The 21,172-nt window shown below is 64.9% G+C and carries 19 protein-coding genes and 3 pseudogenes; 6 read left to right on the forward strand and 16 right to left on the reverse strand.

Features of this window, described 5'->3' with window-relative positions; translation table 11 throughout:
* Positions 1–3 precede the first annotated feature (3 nt).
* Complete coding sequence (locus ACGFRF_RS08630; RefSeq protein ID WP_393737884.1) at positions 4–933, reverse strand: phosphotransferase enzyme family protein; 930 nt, start codon at positions 931–933, stop codon at positions 4–6.
* 603 nt (positions 934–1,536) lie between these two features.
* Between ACGFRF_RS08630 and ACGFRF_RS08635 the strand changes: the two genes are divergently transcribed.
* Positions 1,537–1,956: a hypothetical protein gene (locus ACGFRF_RS08635; protein ID WP_393737885.1), complete on the forward strand. Its 420-nt coding sequence runs from the start codon at positions 1,537–1,539 to the stop codon at positions 1,954–1,956.
* A 273-nt stretch (positions 1,957–2,229) separates the two neighbouring features.
* Here the strand turns inward: ACGFRF_RS08635 and ACGFRF_RS08640 are convergent, their stop codons facing one another.
* The 13 genes and pseudogenes from ACGFRF_RS08640 to ACGFRF_RS08700 all read right to left on the reverse strand — a co-directional run bounded on the left by ACGFRF_RS08640 (position 2,230) and on the right by ACGFRF_RS08700 (position 11,144).
* Positions 2,230–3,603, reverse strand: coding sequence for a tyrosine-type recombinase/integrase (locus tag ACGFRF_RS08640; RefSeq protein WP_393737886.1), 1,374 nt, complete (start codon positions 3,601–3,603; stop codon positions 2,230–2,232).
* A complete protein-coding gene (locus ACGFRF_RS08645) occupies positions 3,600–3,794 on the reverse strand; it encodes an AlpA family transcriptional regulator (protein ID WP_285563476.1) in 195 nt (64 codons plus the stop codon). The genes ACGFRF_RS08640 and ACGFRF_RS08645 overlap by 4 nt, the downstream gene beginning before the upstream one ends.
* Positions 3,770–5,089, reverse strand: a complete 1,320-nt coding sequence (locus tag ACGFRF_RS08650; protein WP_393737887.1) for a replication initiator — start codon at positions 5,087–5,089, stop codon at positions 3,770–3,772. The genes ACGFRF_RS08645 and ACGFRF_RS08650 overlap by 25 nt, the downstream gene beginning before the upstream one ends.
* A gap of 131 nt (positions 5,090–5,220) precedes the next feature.
* Positions 5,221–5,472, reverse strand: a complete 252-nt coding sequence (locus ACGFRF_RS08655) for a SpdD protein (RefSeq protein WP_393737888.1) — start codon at positions 5,470–5,472, stop codon at positions 5,221–5,223.
* Positions 5,473–5,486: 14 nt separating this feature from the next.
* Positions 5,487–5,681 carry a hypothetical protein gene (locus ACGFRF_RS08660; protein WP_058081262.1) on the reverse strand — a complete coding sequence of 65 codons (195 nt, stop codon included), beginning with the start codon at positions 5,679–5,681 and terminating at the stop codon, positions 5,487–5,489.
* Between the two features lie 12 nt (positions 5,682–5,693).
* Positions 5,694–5,885, reverse strand: a complete 192-nt coding sequence (locus tag ACGFRF_RS08665; RefSeq protein WP_058081261.1) for a mobile element transfer protein — start codon at positions 5,883–5,885, stop codon at positions 5,694–5,696.
* Positions 5,885–6,085: a hypothetical protein gene (locus ACGFRF_RS08670; protein ID WP_393737889.1), complete on the reverse strand. Its 201-nt coding sequence runs from the start codon at positions 6,083–6,085 to the stop codon at positions 5,885–5,887. Before ACGFRF_RS08670 ends, ACGFRF_RS08665 begins: the two co-directional genes overlap by 1 nt.
* An 18-nt stretch (positions 6,086–6,103) precedes the next feature.
* Positions 6,104–6,727 carry a DUF2637 domain-containing protein gene (locus ACGFRF_RS08675; protein WP_393738300.1) on the reverse strand — a complete coding sequence of 208 codons (624 nt, stop codon included), beginning with the start codon at positions 6,725–6,727 and terminating at the stop codon, positions 6,104–6,106.
* Positions 6,728–7,015: 288 nt separating this feature from the next.
* Positions 7,016–8,390 (reverse strand): annotated as a pseudogene (locus tag ACGFRF_RS08680) (FtsK/SpoIIIE domain-containing protein); the annotation flags it as partial.
* A 5-nt stretch (positions 8,391–8,395) separates the two neighbouring features.
* On the reverse strand, positions 8,396–8,746 hold the full coding sequence (locus ACGFRF_RS08685; RefSeq protein ID WP_058081256.1) for a hypothetical protein: 351 nt from the start codon (positions 8,744–8,746) through the stop codon (positions 8,396–8,398).
* A gap of 126 nt (positions 8,747–8,872) precedes the next feature.
* Positions 8,873–9,601, reverse strand: a complete 729-nt coding sequence (locus ACGFRF_RS08690) for a GntR family transcriptional regulator (protein ID WP_393737890.1) — start codon at positions 9,599–9,601, stop codon at positions 8,873–8,875.
* A gap of 89 nt (positions 9,602–9,690) precedes the next feature.
* On the reverse strand, positions 9,691–10,128 hold the full coding sequence (locus tag ACGFRF_RS08695) for an ATP-binding protein (protein ID WP_393737891.1): 438 nt from the start codon (positions 10,126–10,128) through the stop codon (positions 9,691–9,693).
* 275 nt (positions 10,129–10,403) lie between these two features.
* A complete protein-coding gene (locus tag ACGFRF_RS08700; protein WP_393737892.1) occupies positions 10,404–11,144 on the reverse strand; it encodes a GntR family transcriptional regulator in 741 nt (246 codons plus the stop codon).
* Positions 11,145–11,225: 81 nt separating this feature from the next.
* On the opposite strand from ACGFRF_RS08700, the gene ACGFRF_RS08705 reads away from it, so the two are divergent.
* Positions 11,226–12,332, forward strand: coding sequence for a DUF1152 domain-containing protein (locus ACGFRF_RS08705; RefSeq protein ID WP_393737893.1), 1,107 nt, complete (start codon positions 11,226–11,228; stop codon positions 12,330–12,332).
* Between the two features lie 100 nt (positions 12,333–12,432).
* Here the strand turns inward: ACGFRF_RS08705 and ACGFRF_RS08710 are convergent.
* Together ACGFRF_RS08710 and ACGFRF_RS08715 are read right to left on the reverse strand one after the other, a co-directional pair.
* A pseudogene (locus ACGFRF_RS08710) lies at positions 12,433–12,981 on the reverse strand (helix-turn-helix domain-containing protein); the annotation flags it as partial.
* Positions 12,982–13,607: 626 nt separating this feature from the next.
* Positions 13,608–13,757 (reverse strand): annotated as a pseudogene (locus tag ACGFRF_RS08715) (IS5/IS1182 family transposase); the annotation flags it as partial.
* A 246-nt stretch (positions 13,758–14,003) separates the two neighbouring features.
* Between ACGFRF_RS08715 and ACGFRF_RS08720 the strand changes: the two are divergent.
* The 4 genes from ACGFRF_RS08720 to ACGFRF_RS08735 are packed head-to-tail and all read left to right on the forward strand — an operon-like array spanning position 14,004 to position 20,734.
* Positions 14,004–15,584 (forward strand): type I restriction-modification system subunit M, encoded by a 1,581-nt coding sequence (locus tag ACGFRF_RS08720; protein ID WP_393737894.1) that lies wholly within the window; start codon positions 14,004–14,006, stop codon positions 15,582–15,584.
* Positions 15,585–15,621: 37 nt separating this feature from the next.
* A complete protein-coding gene (locus ACGFRF_RS08725) occupies positions 15,622–16,380 on the forward strand; it encodes a hypothetical protein (protein WP_393737895.1) in 759 nt (252 codons plus the stop codon).
* Entirely contained in the window at positions 16,377–17,621 is a 1,245-nt protein-coding gene (locus tag ACGFRF_RS08730; RefSeq protein WP_393737896.1) for a restriction endonuclease subunit S, read from the forward strand. Before ACGFRF_RS08725 ends, ACGFRF_RS08730 begins: the two co-directional genes overlap by 4 nt.
* A complete protein-coding gene (locus tag ACGFRF_RS08735; RefSeq protein WP_393737897.1) occupies positions 17,618–20,734 on the forward strand; it encodes a type I restriction endonuclease subunit R in 3,117 nt (1,038 codons plus the stop codon). The genes ACGFRF_RS08730 and ACGFRF_RS08735 overlap by 4 nt, the downstream gene beginning before the upstream one ends.
* Positions 20,735–21,172 lie beyond the last annotated feature (438 nt).

Below are 21,172 nucleotides of genomic sequence, written 5' to 3' on the forward strand. Positions count from 1 at the left end.
TGCTCAGAACGGGCCCCACCCGTCCCGACCCTCCCCCGTGCGAAGGGACCGCACCCGGCGAGCGAACTCAGCGGCAGACCGCTCGCTCGTCGTGACCTGGTGGCCAAGCCACGAGACCATCATCAGCTCACGCAGGTCGGCGAGCGTTTCGTAGCCCGGCCAGTTCATCAGGTCGAAGCCGTACCGGTGCACGAACTCGGCGTACTCCGCCTTCGTGTGCCAGCCGTACCGGTCGTAATAGATCGCCGTCTGGATCAGGTCCCACTCGCGCGGGGCGAGAGCGACGCCGTCCAGGTCGATGAGCACCGCGTGCCCGTCCCTGTGGCGGAGGATGTTCCCGATGCTGGCGTCACCGTGAATCATGCCGAAGGGGAGGACGAAATCCAGGCGGTCGTAATCCTTGGCGAGGGTTGCCGCTCGCTCGTCCAGGAACGCCCGGTCCTCCGCAGAGACGGCGTCCAGGCCGGCGAGGGACGCCGCCAGCTTGGCCAGCGGGTCGAAGTACGGCAGGCCAAGGGATTCCGGCTCCTCAAGCCAGTGCAGACGCCGCAGGAGGTCGGCCAGCTCGCCGACCGTCGCGTATTCCTCGCGGTCCTGGACGCTTTCCCAGAAAGTGACCACCAGGCCATCGACGACGAGCGGCTGCACGACCGAGGCCGGCACGCGCATCGACGGGAAGTCCTGCGACGCGAGCCACCGGGCGACACTTACAGCACGTTCCATCTCGGCGAGCGTCGACGGATCACGGGCGATGCGCACGATCACGGGTAAGGACATCAGGCGATAGACGGCGTTCGACCCCAGGCGAAGCAGTTCGGCACCACTGGCGTCGAGTCCCGCCCTCGCGCACGCCTCCCGAAGGACTGGCTCCAGGCCCTCCGCCGTGAACTCCGCGCCGCCGCCGTCCGGTCTCCCGCTGCTGCCCGAGATCATGCTTCGACCATACGGGCCGGACAGACCGCCCGACAGGCCGCCCACGTAATAGGGGCGTAATGATCTTGATCAGAGCAAGCTCTGTCACCGCCTCCGGAGCAGGTCAGAGCCCGTACGGCCCTGCACTCTCACTTGGGCTCCGGAGCCGTGTGCGCAGGTTCGAATCCTGCCGGGGGCACCCCGTATGAGGTGCCCAAAGACCCCGTCACCAGCGGAAACGCTGAGGCCGGGGTCTTCGCGTATGTGCAGGCGTGTGCGGCCCGGAGCGGGCATATGTCGGGGTCTGTGGACGAGGCGTGGACGGGATCTTGGGGCATCGTCGCAGGTGAGGTCCGGGAAAAGGCGAAGCCCGCATAACGCCAGGCGCCCACGCCCCGTACGAATCGTCACGCCGCCGGGGCTACCAACGGGCACCCACGCGGGCTGCCGGCGCCTCGCTGGGGATGCCGAGCCCTCCGAAAGGGACAGGCGGGCAAGAGCGCGACGCCTACGGAGGCCGGGGCGCCGCTCACCAGCAGAGCAAGCCAGCTCAGACCCGGTGCGAGGCCCGCTAAGTTACTGCAGCGGCAGTCGCTGCGACTGGCGGTCTACCGCGGGCGTGGGATGGCTCCTATAGAGAACACCCGGGGAGGGGATGCTGTGCGTGCATGGGGATACATAGGCGCGGCGGTAGCTGGTGTTGTGCTGCTGTGCGGCTGTGGCGGTGAATCTGATTCCGGGGCGCCGAAGAGGCCGGTCGTAGTGACGGAGGCAGAGTACGGCGAGGACTGGCCCTTCGTCGCCGGGATTGACGAGGGAACACTGTCTTGTGAGAAGGGTTCAGACATCATCTTCGAAACCAAAGACGGAGCACGATACCTCCTCAATTACAACGACCGTATTGACGGTGAGCCGCAGACTGACTCGTACCCAAGTGCCGAAGAGATTGTGGCCCCGAATCGCATCCCGTCGTGGGCCGCGCAGGGCCTAAAGGCGGAGACGGGACCGCTCATCGACCGCGCCCTGGAGTTGTGCCCGGACTGAGCTGTTCTGACGTGGGACCGTGAAGTCCTGCCGAAGTTGGATCCGCCAGTCTGAGCCCGTATCCGCACAGCCTCGACCGGGGTTGGGTGGTGGTGCAGACGGATGGGGTTGGCGGGTGCGTGCGAACCTCGCTCGTCATCCGTTCCGCCTGGTCGGTCACTAATGAAGGGGCCGCGAGAAACGATGTCCACGGGATCAGACCGTTACTGAGGGGAAGAAAAGAGGGAGGCCCCGGGCAAGATGCCCTGGGCCTCGGTGGTGATGCAGGACGTCTCACTCGTACTCGCGAAGCAGGTCCTCAATGCGACGGTTAGCGACGTCCTGCCGTCCGTCGAGGCACTTCGCGTAACGGGTCAGCAAGACCTCGACGCTGTTGCCAGCGCGCTCGGCCACCTCGGTCGGGTCTACCCCAGCGTTGAGCCACGTCGACAGCGCCGAGTGCCGGAGGTCGTACGGTCGGCTCGCGAGTGGCGAGGCCGCAACGGCCGGCGGAAGCGCGAGGAGCCGGGCCTCCTGCCACACGCGGTAGTAGGTCGAGGACGGGACAACCGAGCCCTTCTCGCTGAAGAAGAGCCGCCCGTCATCCGCCGTGCCGAACGTGGCCAGGTGCTCGCGCAGCACGGCGACGAGCTGGGGCGGGATAGGCACACGCCGAACATCCTCAGCCGGTCGATTCTTAAGCCCCCGGTCGTCGTGGGTCTCCCCCGAGTCCGTCCACTGCTTGCCGACCGAAGGACGGGTCCGGTGGAGCAGCGCAGATCCCCAGCCCTGCTCAGGGAGGACAAGGTCAGTCTCGACCAGGCCGACCGCCTCAGCGGGCCGGAGGCCACCGAAGTACATCGCCGCGAACAGGCCGACGAGCCGCCGGCCGCGAGCACGCTGGTAACCGCCGACATAGGACACCGCCGCCAGGAGGTTGCGGGCCTGCTCCGGGTTGGCGACAACGCGCGGATCGACCTGGTTCGAGACCTTGGGCTTCTGCCAGCGAACCGCCGTGATCGGATTCTCTCGCAGTTCCCCCAGGTCGACCGCGTAGTTCGCAGCGTTGACGAGAGTCCGCCGCTTCCGCCGCACGGTCTCGGCGGCTGCCGCGGTGCCGTCGAGCTTGAGCTTCAGCCCGTCGAGAACCGCGCGGGCCGTCGCCGGTTCAGCGAGGTCCGCGAGCGGCCGGGAAGCCTTCGCCACCCAGTGCAGAACGTTCCGGACGTTGTCCGGGACTTCCCGGTCGTCGGGCCCTGGCAGCACGAAGGCCCAGTTGCGTAATGCCTTGCGGATCTCCTCGTCGGACGGTCGCCCTGCGCGCTCCGTCAGCAGTTCCATGGTCACGCTGGTCAGAGATTCGTTGATGCCGTCTCGCGTATTGGGTGCAGCGTGCGGCCACTTCATCGCGAGATACCTGAGGGCGAAGTCGTACCAGGACAGTGGCGACTTCTTCTCTTCCATCGAAGCCGGAAGACCAGTCTCCGTGTCGAACTCTTCGCCGCCCCGCATGGCACCCATGAGCTTCGCTCGGTAGTGATCAGCGAGCGCCTTGGTGCGGAACGAGTCAGAGAAGACGTTGCCCGCGACGGACCAACGGACCCCGTACGAAGGCGTCTTGGTGTCCCGCTTGCGTACGCCCCAGACCTTGACGTCGAGAGACTTCACGCCGCCTCCTCCAGCTGCCGTAGCCACGAGGTGAAATCACTGCGCCAGACCCGAAGCTCACCGTTGGGGAGCTTGAATGCGGCCGGCCCCTGTCCCAGCTCGCGCCAGCGGTAGAACGTCCGGCGAGAAACGCCGCCCAGTTCGTCCAGGACTTGGCGAACAGTCATCAGTTCGTCGCGGCGGGCGTCCATGTCGGCTCTCCTTCCGTTCCGGGTGCGGGTTCGAGAGACGCCGCAAGCCAGGCTTCGGCGGCCGAAAGACCGGTTCCGGCGAAGACCCAGTGGGCGAGGACGAGTGTCGTGTCCGGGTCGGTGTCGACAGCCGGAGCGGCTTGAGCGCGGCGCCAGTCGGCGCGTGCCTCGCGGAGGGCACCGAGAGTGGTGGAGTAGCGGCGGGACTTGGTGGAGAAGTGGCCGCGGAAGCCGAGCATGTGGGCCCAGGCCCGCAGTCGGAGGTCTGCCAGCTCCGAGCGTGTGCCTAAGGCCCAGGCCGCGCGGATCATGCGCCGGGCGTGCTCAGTGATCTGCGCTTGCGCCAACTCGGCAAGGAACCGCAACGGCCGATCGAGGGTGCCCGTCGCTGTCTCGGCGCCCTTAGTGGCGTACTTGGCGACGTACGACGCCACGGCCCGCTCGGTCAGGTCCTGGCCGCCGGCGAAGGCGGCGGAGCGGATCGGGCGGACGTCGAGTTGGCGGCCGAAGACGAAGGAGTGCGGTCGGCCGTCGATTTCCGGGCCGTCGACACGGGCCGCAGTGGCGGCGGCATGGATGGCGTCTGTCAGCAGCTCGGCCGTGGCCCAGGCCGGCGGCGCAGTCTCGCCGCCTTCCGAGCCGTCGAGGCGGATGACCGCGTGGAAGTGGACCGCGCCGCGCTTCTGGTACTCGGCCACCTTCGCGAAGGAGACGCGGGCGTGGTCGCGGAAGGCGCGTTGGGTGAGACCAGCGCGCTTGGCGACCTCGCGGCGCAGGTAGATCGAGAAGCGGCGCCAGAGGGCCCCGGCGTGCGCATTCCACAGCACGGCCGCTTCGTAGTCGTAGGCATCCGGATCAAGAGGCGTGCCCAGCGCGGGGTCCTGGTCGTCGTGGCGAGTGCCGCAGCGGCAGGGACGACCGCTGGAGGGACGGTTGTGGACCGGGCCGAAGCTGGGGGCGGTGAAGGTGGCGAAGACGCGCGGGTGCGTGGCGACCCGTTCCGGGGTGCCCTTGCCACCGCGGAGCCCGGCGGTGATCAGGTGGTAGGTGTCACGGCGGTAGGTCTCGGCGCAGGCCGCGCATCGGGAGGCCCGGCGGTTGTTACAGCGGACGAGGAGCTGACCGGCCGGGAGGGTGGCAGAGGCGAGGTGGTGCAGGGTTCGGCCGATCTCGCCGGTCGCGAGGTCGATCTCGTATTCGGTGCGGTGGCCATCGAGACGTACGGGGTGGGTGCAGCCACCCAGGCCGGACAGTTGGTGGGCCAGCTCGGGCAGGGTGCCGAGAGAGGCCAGCATCGAGAGTTCCGCCAGCGGGGGCGGAGTCTGCCGGGTGATGATGGGACTTCCTTTCGGCTGTTTCGGCGGTTGGGAAGGGACGGCCCCGGGGCGGCGGATGCTTGGCGGCTTGTTGCCGCCCCGGTGGCCGGTCAGCGCTTGTTCGCGCCGGTGACGAGGGAGCGCAGGACCACGGCGGCGATGGCCACGGACACGGCCGAAACGGCGACCGCCGCGAGGAGCGCGGTGAGCACGACGCCGACGACGGCCACCGCAGTGACCGCGCCCACCCACGGGGTGAGGGAGCGGCCGGCCGAGGGCACCGGGGCGTGGCTGTGCTGGGTGCTGCTGACTGCGTTCGAGGTGGGCAGGGTCGGGATGTCGGGCAGCTTGGGGCGGAGCACGGCGTATCTCCTTGTCAGTGGTGGGTGCCGTTGACGACGTCGACGCCGGAGCGGGTGCCGGAATCGATGGCCGGGGCGAGGAAGGTGTGGGAGAGCAGGAAGCCGAAGAGCGCGATCACGACGACGAGCCAGACGCGGACGCCGAGGAATTTGACCGCGCCCCAGGCGATGAGGCCCAGGACCAGGACGAGCGGCAGCGAGACGGTCACGTGAACTCCGTTTCAGCGGATGCGGCAGCGGTGGGTACGGGCGGCGAGTTCGGCGGCGGTGCGGCTGTCGTAGTCGGCGGAGAAGCCGCAGCGCGGGGCGGTACAGGCCGCGGTGTGCTTCTCGCGGCCCCGGCCGTCGTAGTACGTGGCGACCTGAACGGGACCGATGCGGACGACGCGGCGGAAGCGCGGGTTCGCGGGCATCAGGGCAGCTCCTTGGAGTCCGGGTGGTTCTCGCCGGGGAAGTCGGCAACGTGGTCGAGGAGCCACCGCCGGATCTCCTCGCCCTCGTACTCGTCGGCGGTGAGGATCACGGGTTCGGCGATGAGCATTGCCTCGGTGAGGCGGTTCTGTCGGGTCAGCTCGGCGGCTCGGTTGAGCGCGCGGAGCGTGGACGGACGCACGGTGCGATGTCCTCCGGATCAGGTGATGTGGGCGGCGATGGCTTCGGCGAGCGGCAGCGGAACGCCGAGACGTGCACGCAGGGTTGTGGTGTCGATGGCGGACCCGGTCCGGGCCCGGTGTTCGTCGGCGACCTTGCGGGCCAGGGCGACGAGAGCGGGTGGAACGGGCGCGGGTGCTGGTGCGGGGACGCTGGCGGCAGGCAGTTCGGGAGCCGGGTCGGCCATGGGCCCCGGGCCGTCGCTGCCTGCCGGGGCCGGTTCCGGGGACGGCTCCGCTGTGTGTGAGTCATGGGCGAGCAGGGTTCCGCCGAGGAAGGCGACCGCGGGCCATCCGGCGACGAGGATGCGCAGCCAGGCCGGTACGTCGTCCAGGTGGAGGAGGCCGGCGGTTGCGACGTTGGCGCCGAGGGATGCGGTCAGGGCGACCAGGAACCAGCACCAGGCGGCTGGCTTCGGACCGCCGGAGCGGAGCCGATGCCAGGCGGCGACGAGCAGCAGGTCGACGGAGACGGGGTAGGCCCACGCCTTCCATCCGGTCTGTCCCGCGGCGGCGGCCAGGTCGTGGAGGTGCGCGAAGGACAGGGCCCCGGCGATGACGGCTTGGACCAGGACCGCGTCCGCGCGGAGAGCGGGGCGAGCCATCAGGACGACTCGTCGGGGTTGTCCGGGCCGTCGTCGGGGTTGTGGTCGGCGGGAAGACGCCGGGCGGCGGATCGGGCAGGGACACGGCCAGGCACGGGGCCACGGTGTTGACGAACGTCTCGTCAGCGCCGGACGTGTCGGCGTACAAGGCGAGTTGGCCGAGTAAGAAGACGGTTCGGACGAAGTCTTCGCAGTCGGGGCACATGGTGGGTGTTCTCCCTTCTTCCAGGCATGGCGGGGTTGGGACTCGGCACGGAACGTCGTGCCGGGCGTGGGTGGGAGCGGTGACTCGGTGACCGGCTGAGGAGAAGCCACCAGGTGCAGGCGCCTCCACAGGCGCCGCCGGGTTCTACGGGCGGAAGCCGGAGAGGGCCGGTACGTCGGGGGCGACGTGGGCCGCAGCGCGGCAGGTGGCCGCCGCGTCGGCGAGGGAGAGGTTCGGGGTGCGGATGCGGAACCAGCCACCTGAGGTGTCACCCGCGACGGCCAGACCGGGCCGCTCGGAGGGGATGGAGCATGCGGCCCAAACGGCTTCCGGGGCGATGTCCCCCAGGGCCATCTTCGCCGAGGCTTCGTCGTTGACCCGGTGGCAGACCCGGCCCGTGAGCTGGGCACGGAGCATGGTGGCGCCCTTGCCCAGTTCGGCGCCGAAGCGCTGTCCGCACACTTGCAGGTAGATGCCGGCCGCGCGGCCGAGTTGGGCGAGGCGGATGAGCTGGGTGACCATCTCGTCGCGCCGTTCCTCTTCCTTCCGTGTGGCGACGAGGAAGAGCTCCGCCACCTCGTCGACGAAGAGCACGATGGGCGCGGGGCGTTCGGCGTCCGGCAGTCCCCAGATGTCCGAGGTGATCAGTTCGTCCGGGGTGCCAGGAACGATGCCCTGCCGGGCCTTGATCAGGTCGTATCGGTCCTCCATTTCCTTCACGAGCACCGGCAGCAGCTCGGCCGCCTGGTCGGGGTCGGTGGCCAGTGCGGACAGCCGGGCGGCGAACGGGGCCAGTTCGACCCCGCGCTTGCAGTCGATGCCGACCAGGACGACCGGTTGAGTGGCCAGGCCGGCTAGCAGGTTCCGCAGGTACATGGACTTGCCCGAGAGCGTGGCGCCGAGGACGAGTTCATGGGGTACGGCTCGGTAGTCCCGGACGTACGCCGTCGCGTCCTCCCGCAGGGCCACCGGAACTCGGAGCGGTCCCAGGCCCGTACGGCCGCGGGGCATGCGCACCTTCTTGAGGACGTCGTAGCCGACGAGGCGCAGTTCGACGACCCCCGGCTTGATGTCCCGGACGTGTACGGCGTGGACGCCCCAGGCGTGCCGCAGCCGTTCGACCGAGGCCGCCACGTCCGCCGGCTCCTGTCCGGGAGCCAGGCGGAGCCTCATGCGCAGCCCGGTCGAGGTCGGGCGGATGAGGCCCCGGCGAGGCGGCACCGGTCGGACTTCCCGTCGGGTGGTGGCTCGCACGACCAGGGCCCTCCAGCGCGGAGGCTCGACCGTCAGGCCGCAGGCATCCATGGTCGAGGAGTACGAGGCCAGCAGCCGGGCCACCGACACCGGCAGCCCGACCGCGGACCAGTACGCCGCGGGGTGAGCGTGCCGGACGTAGGCCGCGCCGCCTATCGCGGCGAGTGACCCGCCCAACTCGGCCACCGTGACCAGGTCCGTCACGACGATCAGCCCGCCTGAGCCATCGGGAAGGCACCGGGGGCAACGGCGGTGGCCCGGTAGGCGATGCCGTGCCGCTGCTGTCCGTTGAAGACGCTCTGCCAGGGCCGGGCCACCAGTCCGGGCAGCGAGACCGGGGCACCGACGGTCAGGCCTTCTGTGACCCCGCTCTCGGGGATGGTGACCTGGATCAGCGACGACTCGCCCTCATCGATGTAGACGACGCCGACGGTCATCAGAGCCTCACCACTCACGGCATCCTTGGCGATCTCGCCGGTCTGCCGGTCACGGACCTTCGGCGCTGGCGCTTCGGTGAGCAGGATCGTGGCGGTCGAGGCGTCGACGCGGATCACACGCACTGAGATGTCTCCTTCTGAGTCGACCAACTTGCACCTGACAAGTTGACTTAGCAAGTCCGAAGCTAGAGATGCCAAGTTGACTTGTCAAGCTGGATTGGTGGTTGATTTGAGACGCCGTCAGGCGGCTCAATTGAGACGGTAGGTGTCTTCCAGTTCGTGCCGGTCAGCAGGGAGAAGCACGTCAGAAACTTGCAGCGCCTGCCCGGACGCGTCACAGGCGATGACAAGGACACTCAGGACGGGGATGCCTTCCGGCAGTCCCAGCAACTCGGCTTCAGTGACATCGGGTAGCCGCGCGGACACCCGCTCCGTCACATGGTCAAAGCGGACCTTCTTGCGCGCCTCCAGGTGCTCACGCACACCGGCGGTCAACGCGGCACCGCCGGCTAGATCGGTCCCCTCGACGAGGCCGACGGGGAAGTACGAGGAGACCAGCTCGACCGCTTCGCCGTCCTCTTCGGCCAGGAAACGGCGCCTGACGGCCTTGGCGTTCTTTGGTAGTCCCAGGGCCGAGGCCACGCGCGCCGGGACCGCCTCTTCGCCGACGTCGACCAGGCGCCCGGGACTCCGCGACTCGTCGCGCGTCAGCGTTTCCAGACCTCGCCGGTCCTTCTCCTCGACGACCGCGGGGCGCCCTCGCACGATCGTCCCGTATCCCTGCCGGGACTCCAGCCAGCCGTCCCGCTTCAGCAACTCCAGCGCGCGCACGACCGTGGGCCGGGACATCCCGAACGCCTGCACCAGCTGGTTCTCACTGGGAACCCGCGTGCCCGGCGCGTACGTGCCGTCCTCGATGCGACGCTGGATCGTCTGCGCGAGGCGCACGTACTTGGGTGCCTCCACTTCATACGCCATGAACGCCGCCTGTCGAGATTGGCCAAGTCAACTGGTCAACCAGACTAACGACAATTCCACTGTGGCAGTAGAAGCAGGGCGTGACCGGCTCAGGAGGGCCAGGCATCTGCCATCACGAAGGAGACGACTGTTCCCCCGAAGCGGCTGGGGCCCGAGTGCCACGACTGGGCGATGGAGTCGACCAGGATCAGCCCGCGCCCGTGTGCGTCATCGGCGTCCGGCCGGCGCAGGCGAACGCTCGCAGGGAATCCAGGGTTGTGTACCTCTACACGCAGCGAGGTGCCGTCCCGGAACCACTCCACCCGTACGCGCCATTCCTCGTCGGACCGCCCGTACAGGATCGCGTTGGTCACCAGTTCCGAGATCATCAGCGTGCAGTCGTCGACCGAACAGGCCGGGTTGTAGGGCGCGATGAACTTCCGGAACCAGCGCCGGGCCCGGGGTACGGATTCGGCGGTTGGATGTAAGGTCATCGCCCCCAGTCGCGGCGAGTCCTCGCAGGGGTAGCGGTCGATCATGTAGGTCATCCGCGCTCACTCCTTGCCGCTGCCGTCGCAGTCGAGGCAGCGCCGCTTCGATGTGGCACGGGTGCGGTCGTTGGCGGTGGCAAGGGCCACCGACGTACGCGAACTGACTCGCTTCCAGCCGCGCCCCCGGCATCCCCGGCAAGCTAAGTGCGTGCCCTGATCCGGTCGCTGACTCGTCACTCCCGTGCCCCCTTTCCAAGTGGCATTAGCCACTTTCTGGATAGTGGCATTAGCCACTTGAGGTGCGCAAGCGGTTCACGCGAACTGCCCTGCAATCAGGCGAGGGGGTAGCCCTGCTCGAACGCCCAGCGGTGCGGCGGGTAGGTCGCCTCGGAGAACTCCAGTGGCCGATCCTGGAGGTCGTAGACCACGTGGTGAACGATCAACACGGCTGAGTGGGCGTCCAGTTGCAGGTCAGATGCCTCCTCGTCGGTAGCGGTCCGAGCACACATGCGATCCTCGGCGTAACTGCCCTTCCGCCCCGTCATGTTCTCGACGTACATCAGCGTCCCTTCCTGGATCCGTTCCGGTTCCAGGAGCTTGGGCGCGCGCTGACCGACGTCCGGAGCGAACCAAGACGTGGACAGGGTGATGGGCCCGTCCTGGTTGTTGGTCACCCGTCGGCGGTGTACCGCCCGGCGGTCCTTCGTCAGCCCCAGGGCTTCGGCGACGTGATCGGGTGCGTCCATCCACCCGGCCGACGTGATCACCGCGTACTCGCCGAACGTGTAGATCTTCCCTGTCTGGCGTGCGCGGCCGTACAACTCCCGTGCACGCCGGTTCACTTCGAGGCTGCGCACATAGGTACCCGACCCTTGGCGCTTCTCGACGAGCCCTTGATGGCTCAGCGCCTCCAGTGACCGGGCGGCCGTAGGCCGGGAGACCTTCCAGTCCGCCGCCAACTGCCGTTCCGAGGGGACCTCGTCCCCCGCCCGCAGGTCTCCCCGAAGGATCTGATCGCGGATGTAGTGCGCGATCTGGAGATACTTCGGCTGAGTCTCCTCGATCTGCGGCATGTCCCCTCCTTGTCAAAGTGGCTATGGCCTTTAGCCACTATAGGGTGAGTGGCCAATATAAGAGCCCGTAATGTGGGGCACATGACGCGGTTGATCGTCGCAGCAGGAGGAGGTGGCGACGCAGTCGCCGCCGCAATGCTCCACGCCGCCCTGTACGGTGACGAGCGCCAAGCGGTGATCCTCACCTACGCCTGGGACCGCCTCTTGGTCGACCCACTCCCGGGCCCCCGAGGAGCCGACAGCTTCACCGGGCTGGAGCCCGTCACTCACTCCGTCTGGTCGGTGCCGGCCGAGGCCCGGCCGATCCCGCCGGCAGGCTCCACACTCCCCCGACTCGCGGCAGAGCTCCCGCACACCTTGGCCTTGCTCGACCCGCACCACGGCGCCGAGGGCATCACGCGGCAGCTGGAAGAACTAGTGGACCACCTGGCCCCCACGTCGATTGATCTGCTGGACGTCGGCGGAGACATTCTCGCCCGGGGCGACGAACCCACGCTCAAGAGCCCTCTGGCCGACGCACTCACGCTCGCCGCCTGCTGCCAGGTCAACGCCCCGATCCGCCTGCTGATCGCAGGACCAGGACTGGATGGCGAGGTCCCACCCGACGACCTGCGCCCCCTGCTCGGCCCCCTTGTCCACACCTTCACGTCGAAGGATGTGGAGGCGGTCGGCACCGTGCTGGAGTGGCACCCCTCAGAAGCAACCGCGATGCTCGCCGCAACAGCTCGGGGAGTCCGCGGTATCTGCGCGGTACGCGACGCCGGCCTTCCCGTATCCCTCACCGACGAGGGAGCCACGGTCCACGAAGTCGACCTGGACGACGCGGTCAGCCGCAACAGTCTGGCCCGCGCCATCATGACGACGGCCGCCCTGGACGAGGCCGAGGCGTACAGCCGGGAAATCTGCGGGTTTTCGGAGATCGACTATGAGCGCAACAAGGCAGCCTGGCTCACCGAGCAGACGCCCACGAAGCTCGACCTTGCCGACATATTGCCCCGGCTCGACGAGTTCCAGGCTGAAGCGCAAGCCCGCGGAGTCACCCACACGACCTTCCGCCGCATCACCGAGGCCCTGAACCTCAGCGGCTCCCAGCGCGAAGAGCTACGCCAACTCCTCATCAGCAGCCGGCCAGAGCAGTACGCAGCTCCCTTGTGGCGCATCCCAACTGACGTGTCGGATCCCAGCTGATGCTTGACGATCTGGTCCCAGGTGATGCTCGACGGTGGGCCTAGACAACGTAGGGAGCCCCGTGGGGCTTGTTCGCTTTCACGTTACGGACCGGGACGTCGGTCGTACGCCGGATCACCGACGCGATCACGCAGTACCGGGAATGATCGTCCACACCAGTCACGACCTTGGCCTCGGTCAACTCGCCCGTCACCGGGTCGACCAGCATCACCCCGCCGACGATGTCCATCTGCCACAGCTGCATCGGACGGTCCCGCTGCCAGCGCTTGTAATCGGACCGCTTCCGGCGCCGAACCCCCGGCTCCACCAACCCGTGACGGACCAAAATCCGATACACGGTCATCCTGGACGGCGCCGGGCTCACCGTCCCGGACCGCTCCAGCACATGGGCGATCCGCCGCGGACCCCACTTCGGATGCTTGCGCCGCAGCTCACACACCGCCGCCTCCACCTCGGCAGAGGCCTGATGCGGACACGACGCCGGCCTACGCGAACGATCAGCCAGACCCGCCAGCCCGGAGGCCTGATACCTCGACTTCCAGCCGCTCACCGTCTGCCGTGACACCCCGAGCGACGCGGCGACCTCCGTCACCGTCGCACCCGCCAGCACCGCAAGGACAGCCCGGTATCTCTGCTCGACAACCGACAACTCCACCAGCGCCAATCCCGGCCTCCCCACACACGCCGCAACGACGCGCACAGAAAAGCCGATCACGGCCACTGTCAACCATCAGCTGGGACCGAAGTGTCAAGCATCTCCCGGGACCGGACACACATCCCAACTGACGACTGAGTTACAACCTTCTCTACTGGTTCAAGCCGGCTGCGCTCCGCTCCGCCGGGCGCGCTCCCGGCTCCGCTGCGGGCGCCGCTCCTGCCTCCGGCCCGCTCCGCCCGCGCTGCGCCGACGCGCGCCCACATGCGGGTAGAGCCAGTGGCTATGAGGCGATCACCGCAGAGCGCGACCCACGGTCAGGGCAATGCCTCCGGCGGGGGATCGGCCAGCACCGGGTGGAGGGGGCGCCATTCCCGGCTGCGGGTCCGAAGGGGTGTGCGTGGGGAGCTCCCATCCCGACCACCGTCGACCCAGGCAAAGCCGAGCAGATGTAGCCCATGGCGTCCAGGTCGTTCGTGCAGTGGCGCGCTCCACCTGGACGCCATGAACCACGCCCGCTCCACGATGTGTGGGTCGACGGCGGACGGGATGGGAGCTGGGGAAGTAGAGGGTTGAGCAAAACGCCATCACGGCGCCGCACAGGCTCGCATGCCCACAGCATCAAGCGGCAGGTTCCACGGCCGCCCCCGGCAGACCGGATCGGCCCCCTCGCTCCACAGCGCGGTGACGAGCTTGGCGAACTGCCGCGGGCTCAGCCCGGAGAACGGGGCTATCCAGGACGGCTCCGGTACCGTGATCACACCAGCCACAACAAGATCATCCCAGTCGTGACCAGCAGTTACGGGACACCGTCTAGGCCGCCTGACCCTCGTCGAAGTCGAGACCGTCATGACCACACCGGACCTCCAGGCCGCGTAACCGAACCTGTCACCCATAACTGCAGGTCACCCCACCATGATCGGAACTGCAGCTGCCGTGACTGTGTCGCCGGTACCCTAGGTGCGCACTTCGAGGCAACGTGATCGCGCCGTGGCGCGGAGGAGAATAGCTGCAACATGGCACCGACCACCAAAGAAGGCCAGCGGGCAGAGCTGCACAAGACGATCTGGCGTATCGCGAACGACCTGCGCGGCAGTGTCGACGGCTGGGACTTCAAGAGCTACGTGCTGGGCATGCTCTTCTACCGCTTCATCTCCGAGAACCTAACGGCGTACATCAACCGCGGCGAACATGAAGCTGGAGATGAGTCGTTCGACTACAAGCTGCTTCCCGACGCGCAGGCCGAGTTCGCTCGTGACGAGGTGGTGGCAGAGAAAGGCTTTTACATCCTGCCGTCGGAACTGTTCGCCAATGTCCGCGAGCGCGCCGCACGGGACGAGAACCTCAACGAAACGCTCGCTCGGGTCTTCAAGAACATCGAGGGCTCGGCGCTGGGAACCGACAGCGAGGACGATCTGAAGGGGCTGTTTGACGATCTTGACGTCAACAGCAACAAGCTCGGGGGAACGGTCGCCAAGCGCAACCAGAAGCTCGTGAAGTTGCTCAATGCCATCGGCGATCTGCCGCTGGGGCGGTTTGAGGACAACTCGATCGACCTGTTCGGCGATGCCTACGAATACCTGATGCAGATGTACGCGGCCAACGCAGGTAAGTCCGGCGGCGAATACTACACGCCGCAGGAGGTCTCGGAACTGCTGGCGCGCATCACAGTCGTCGGCAAGAAGCAGGTTAACAAGGTCTATGACCCAGCGGTCGGGTCGGGCTCGCTGCTGCTGAAATTCGACAAGGTGCTCGGCAAGAACAATGTCCGCCGGGGTTTCTACGGTCAGGAGATCAACCTGACCACGTACAACCTTGCCCGGATCAATATGTTCCTACACGACGTGAACTACTCCGACTTCAACCTCGCGCACGGCGACACTCTCATCGACCCGGCGCACTGGGACGATGAACCGTTCGAGGCGATCGTCTCCAACCCGCCGTACTCGATCAGGTGGGAAGGTGACGCGAACCCGCTGCTGATCAACGATGAGCGGTTTGCGCCGGCGGGCGTGCTGGCGCCGAAGTCGAAGGCTGACCTGGCCTTCACGATGCACATACTCAGCTGGCTCGCCGTCAACGGCACGGCCGCGATCGTCGAGTTCCCTGGGGTGCTATACCGCGGGGGTGCGGAAAAGAAGATCCGTAAGTACCTGATCGACAACAACTACGTCGACACGGTCATCCAGTTGCCTGCCGACCTGTTCTTCGGAACCACGATCGCCACGTGCATTCTTGTGCTGAAGAAGTCGAAACACTCCAGCGACGTGCTCTTTATCGACGCTTCAGCCGAGTTCAAGCGTGTCGGCAGCAAGAACAAGCTGCTTGAGGAGCACCAGGCGAGGATCCTCGAGGCGTTCACCACACGCGAGCCGGAAGATCACTTCACCACGCTCGTCAGCAATGAGGACATCGCGGCGAACGAGTACAACCTCGCTGTGTCCACTTACGTGGAGTCGGAGGACATGCACGAGAAGGTCGACATCGTCGAACTAAACGCCCAGATCGCCCGTATTGTGGCGCGGCAGGCGGAGCTACGCACGTCGATCGACGCGATAGTTTCCGAGCTGGAAGCAGGGGGAAATGCGCCTATCTAAACTCCTCTCCGACGCTCCCGCTGTCACAACCATGCAAGTGGATGGTTTTCTCGACGGGCACACGCTGAAGTGGGGCAAGCACAAAAGGATCAAAGTAGGGAAGGTCCTCCGAAATTTCCATTGCCGCGCCTGTGACGCTCAGCGAACCTTCATGTCTGGAGATGAGCTGTCGTGTTTGGGGATCGGCGACAACCAAATTAGTATCGACGCCACACTACAATGTATCGAGTGTCGGTCCTCCGTGGAGATATGGTTCCTCATCGGTGGCAATGGCGACATTTCTGGTGTCGCACCGGAAGTGCGTATCGAGCGCTACACAGAGAACCTCCGTGACCGCGCTGAACGGGTTGACGGCCATCGTGGACCGTTCTCGGATCTGGTGAAGCGAGCGCAGCTCGCGTATGAAAACCAACTCGGCGCCGGATCGATCGTCTACCTTCGTAAGATCTTCGAGCTCGTCACGTTCGGAGTGGCCGAGATTGCCGATATCGAGACAAAAAAGAATAACGGACGAAATATCCCCTTCGCTGTCGTGCTAGAGAAAGTGAATGAAGTTCGCAACATTATTCCGCGACGCTTCTCAAGTGACGGCTATCAGCTATTTCGCGAGCTCAGCGACATTATCCATGGCGAGTCAAGCGAAGAAGAGGCGCTCCAGAAATACAAGCCCTGCCTCCAATTGGTCCTTGGCGTTGTCGACGAAGTAAGCCGTGATAATGAATACGCGCGAGCGATCGAAGAGCTGGGCTGGAACGTCGAGAATGTTAGTGAGATCGCAAGAGGAGGCGTCGCGTGAGCCGTATCAATGAAATGCTTCAGGAGTTGTGCCCGGACGGGGTCAACTTCAAGCATCTTGGCTCGATCGGTACCTGGTACGGAGGCGGAACGCCATCGAAAGGGAAGGCCGAGTATTGGACGGATGGCACCATTCCATGGGTGTCTCCGAAAGACATGGGGAGGCGCGTCGTCAATTCATCAATTGACATGATCGCCGAGGCGGCCTTGCGTGAATCAGCCGCGAAGTTGGTACCTCCCACTTCAGTCGCTATGGTCGTGCGTTCGAGCATTCTTAATCACACGTTTCCGACGGCTTTGGTGCCGGTTCCGGTTGCTCTCAATCAGGACATGAAGGCGGTTGTTCCGTACGCTGACGTGATGGTCGATTATCTCGCGCATGTACTGAGTTCGCGCGGGCAAGACATCCTCCGTAAGGCCAGTAAAATCGGCGGATCGGTTACATCGATCAACAGTTCTCAGCTCTTGAATTACAGAATTCCAGTGCCTCCTCTTGAAGTGCAGCGAGAGATCGTGAGAGTGCTGGATCAGTTCACTCAGCTGGAGGCCGAGCTGGAAGCCAAGCTGCAGGCCGAGCTGGAGGCACGACGCCGCCAGTACGAACACTACAGAGCACAGAGGCTTGCTGAAGCGGCTCACGGTGCCGAACGGGTTGCTCTCGGCGAGCTTGGTCGAATTGTTACTGGGCGGACACCGAAGTCATCCGATGCGCTGGCATGGGGTACCGAGATTGACTTTATTACCCCGAGCGATATCGCTAACGGAATGAAGGTGGTCTCAGCGCCTAGCCGTAAACTGTCTACTGCTGGCGCTGCCTCAATGGCGAAGGCCATGGTGCCTGCACGCTCACTTCTGGTCACGTGCATTGGCGCGGATATGGGTAAGACCGTCATCAATGAGCATGAGTGTGTAACAAACCAGCAGATCAACTCGATCATTCCAACGCGCGAGATCGTGGTGGACTACTTCTACCACTTGCTTACCTCTATGCGCGACCGGCTTCGCGCCCAGGGCGAGCGTAGCGGTGGAACGATGCCCCTGATCAACAAGACCGACTTTTCAAAGATCGAGGTGCCAGTACCGTCGCTCGCTGTGCAAGAGGCAGTGGCCTCGAAGCTGAACGACATCAATGCTCTCATCAACGACATCGGCATTTGCCTGCCCGGTGAACTGAACGCGCGTCGCAAGCAGTACGAGCAATACCGCGATCGGCTCTTGACGTTCAAGGAGGCTGCGGCATGAGGGAAGGGCAGGCGCGCAAGTACGACCCGATTGCTGTCTCGGCTGAAAGCACGGTTGTCGCTGAGTACATCCCCGATGTCTCTGGAACAACGGTGTACCAATCAGAGGCGGCACTTGAGCAGGAGATGATCCGTCTGCTGGAGGCGCAGGCGTATGAGTACCTCCCGATCACATCGGAGGCGCAGCTGGTCGCGAACCTGCGGATCCAGCTTGAGGCGCTAAACCACGTGTCTTTCTCGGATTCTGAGTGGGAGTCGTTCTTCTCCACCAAGATCGCCGGACAGAACGAGGGCATCGTGGAGAAGACGGTGCGGGTCCAGGAAGACCACGTTCAGATTCTGAAGCGTGACGATGGTACGACGAAGAACATCAATCTCATCGACAAGAAGAACGTCCACAACAATCGTCTGCAGGTCATCAACCAGTACGAGGTTGACCGGGGCGAGGGCGGTGCGAGCTTCTCGAACCGGTACGACGTGACGGTGCTAGTCAACGGTCTGCCCATGGTGCATATTGAGCTCAAGCGCCGTGGGGTGGACATCCGTGAGGCGTTCAACCAGATCAACCGGTACCAGCGCGATAGCTTCTGGGCAGGCTCTGGGTTGTTCGAGTATGTGCAGTTGTTCGTGATCAGCAACGGCACGCTGACGAAGTACTACTCCAACAGCACCCGCTCGAAGCACTTGAAGGATAACCAGAAGGCTGCCGGCGCGGGCAAGGACAAGAAGTCAAGCAACTCGTTCGAGTTCACGTCGTGGTGGGCGGACGCACGGAACAAGCCGATCGCGGAGCTGACCGCGTTCGTCAAGACGTTCTTCGCCAAGCACTCACTGCTGAACCTGCTGACGAAGTACTGCGTGCTGACAGCCGACCGTGACCTGCTAGTGATGCGGCCGTACCAGATCGTGGCGACAGAGCGGATCTTGCGGAAGATCGAGTGCTCGACGAACCGCAGGACGCTTGGCACCGTCGAGGCGGGCGGGTACGTCTGGCACACGACCGGGTCGGGCAAGACGCTGACGTCGTTCAAGGCTGCGCAGCTGGCATCGAAGCTACCCGATGTCGCGAAAGTGTTGTTCGTCGTCGACCGCAAGGACCTCGACTACCAGACGATGCGCGAGTACGACCGCTTCGAGAAAGGCGCCGCCAACTCGAACGCGTCCACGGCGATCTTGAAGAAGCAGCTGGAGGATCCGAATGCAAGCATCATCATCACGACGATCCAGAAGCTGTCGACGTTCATCAAGGCGAACCGGGGACACGAGGTGTTCTCGGGCCACTCCGTGATCATCTTCGACGAGTGTCACCGGTCGCAGTTCGGCGACATGCACACCGACATCACGCGAGCCTTCAAGCGGTACAACTTGTTCGGTTTCACCGGCACCCCGATCTTCCCGGTCAACTCCTCGAGCGGCGGGAACCCGCTGCTGAAGACCACTGAGCAGGCTTTCGGCGACAAGCTGCACACGTACACGATCATAGATGCGATCACGGACAGGAATGTCCTGCCGTTCCGAATCGACTACATCAACACGATCAAGGTCGGCAACCCAGACGATAAGCAGGTCTCGGCGATCGATCGGGAGCGCGCTCTGTTGGATGTGCGCCGACTCCGCGAGATCACGGCGTACATCCTGGAGCACTTCGATCAGAAGACGAAGCGGCAGACGAGCTATGAGCACGCGGTTGTCGCCAATGTTGTGGAATCGACCCGGACGAGGCGTCAGGTAGAGGCGCTTCGTGAGAAGAAGCGAGTCCGCGGCTTCAACGCCCTGCTCGCCACCGCCTCAATCGAGGCAGCGCGGCGCTATTACTCGCAGTTCAAGCATCAGCAGGAGGCGCTCACCCCGGATCAGCGACTGAAGGTGGGCATCATCTTCTCCTACGGCGCGAACGAGGCCACCGATGACGGGATTCTTGACGACGAGGCGTTTGACACCGACGCCCTGAGCGGAGACGCGCGCACGTTCCTGGAAGATGCGATCCGGGACTACAACGCGATGTTCGGCACCAGCTACGACACCAGCGCCGACAAGTTCCAGAACTATTACAGGGACTTGTCACAGCGAATGAAGAACCGCGAGATCGACTTGGTCATCGTGGTGAACATGTTCCTCACCGGCTTCGACGCGACCACGCTCAACACGCTGTTCGTCGACAAGCATCTGAAGATGCATGGTTTGATCCAGGCATACTCGCGCACCAATCGGATCCTCAACTCCGTCAAACGCCACGGGAATATCGTCGTCTTCCGTGACCTTGAAGAGGAGACGAACGCGGCGCTCGAGCTGTTCGGGAACAAGGATGCCAAGGGCATCGTCATTGTGCCGTCCTACAGCGAGTACTACAGCGAGTACGTGGAGAAGGTCACCGAGCTGCTACAGACCTTCCCGCTTGGCACCCCTATCATCGGGGAGCAGGCCCAGAAGGACTTCATCAACCTTTTCGGTGCCGTACTGCGGCTGCACAACATCCTGACCGAGTTTGACGACTTCGCCGGCCAGGACCTGTTGGCAGATCGCCAGCACCAGGACTACCGCAGTGTCTACCTCAACTTGTACGCCGAGTTCCGGGCGGAGACCGCCACGGAGAAGGAACGCATAAACGAGGATGTCGTATTCGAGATCGAACTGGTCAAGCAGGTCGAGATCAACGTCGACTACATCTTGATGCTCGTTGAGAAGATGCGGGCCGAGCGTGGGGACGGCGAGGACAAGGAGATTCGTGCCCAAATCTCGCGTGCGGTCGACGCTAGCCCGAGCCTGCGGAGCAAGCGCGACCTTGTTGAAGACTTCGTGAACTCGCTGTCTGTGAACGGCGCTGTCGATGAACAGTGGCAGGCGTACGTGGAGGCGAAGCGAGATGCTGAACTCGCGGCGATCATCGAGGAGCAAAAACTCAAGCCCGAGCAGACCCGGGCGTTCATCACGGACGCGTTCCGTGACGGGCAGATCCGCACGACTGGTACGGAGATTACAAAGATCCTGCCCCCCGTCTCTCGTTTCAGTCGCGATGGCGGCCACAGCGACAAGAAGAAGCGTGTGATCGAAACATTGACACAGTTCTTCGAGCGGTTCTTTGGGCTGGGCGCTGGAGGAAACGACCACCAGTAACGGCTCTTTCGTCTTTTTCGAGCAGGGGCAGCGGAGCCGCGACAAGTTCATGTCCTCTGGGCAGAACGTCGCGATCAAGGGGTAAACCGTTGGCTTCTACCTCTCCAGGCGCTGTGAAGAGAACCGTCGCCAGCCGACCGAACGGTAGACCTACGTAACACGACCGCTGACAGCTGATCTTGTCGTCAAACTCGTCCGCGGCGAGAGATCGTGGACTATCTGTGGGCGAGTTCCGACCCACCGCGCTGTGGGATAGCGCTGACCTGTGCATACGCCAGGGACCGAAGCGCCCTCCGGAGCCGTGTGCGCGGTTCGTACCCTGCCAAGAGAACCCTGTATGAGGTGCTCAAAGACCCCGTCACCAGCGGAAACGCTGAGGCCGGGGTCTTCCTGTATGTGTGGGCGCATGCGGCGCTGAGCGGCTCTGGGACACGGGCT

Source organism: Streptomyces sp. NPDC048521 (assembly GCF_043199855.1).
GTDB lineage: Bacteria > Actinomycetota > Actinomycetes > Streptomycetales > Streptomycetaceae > Streptomyces.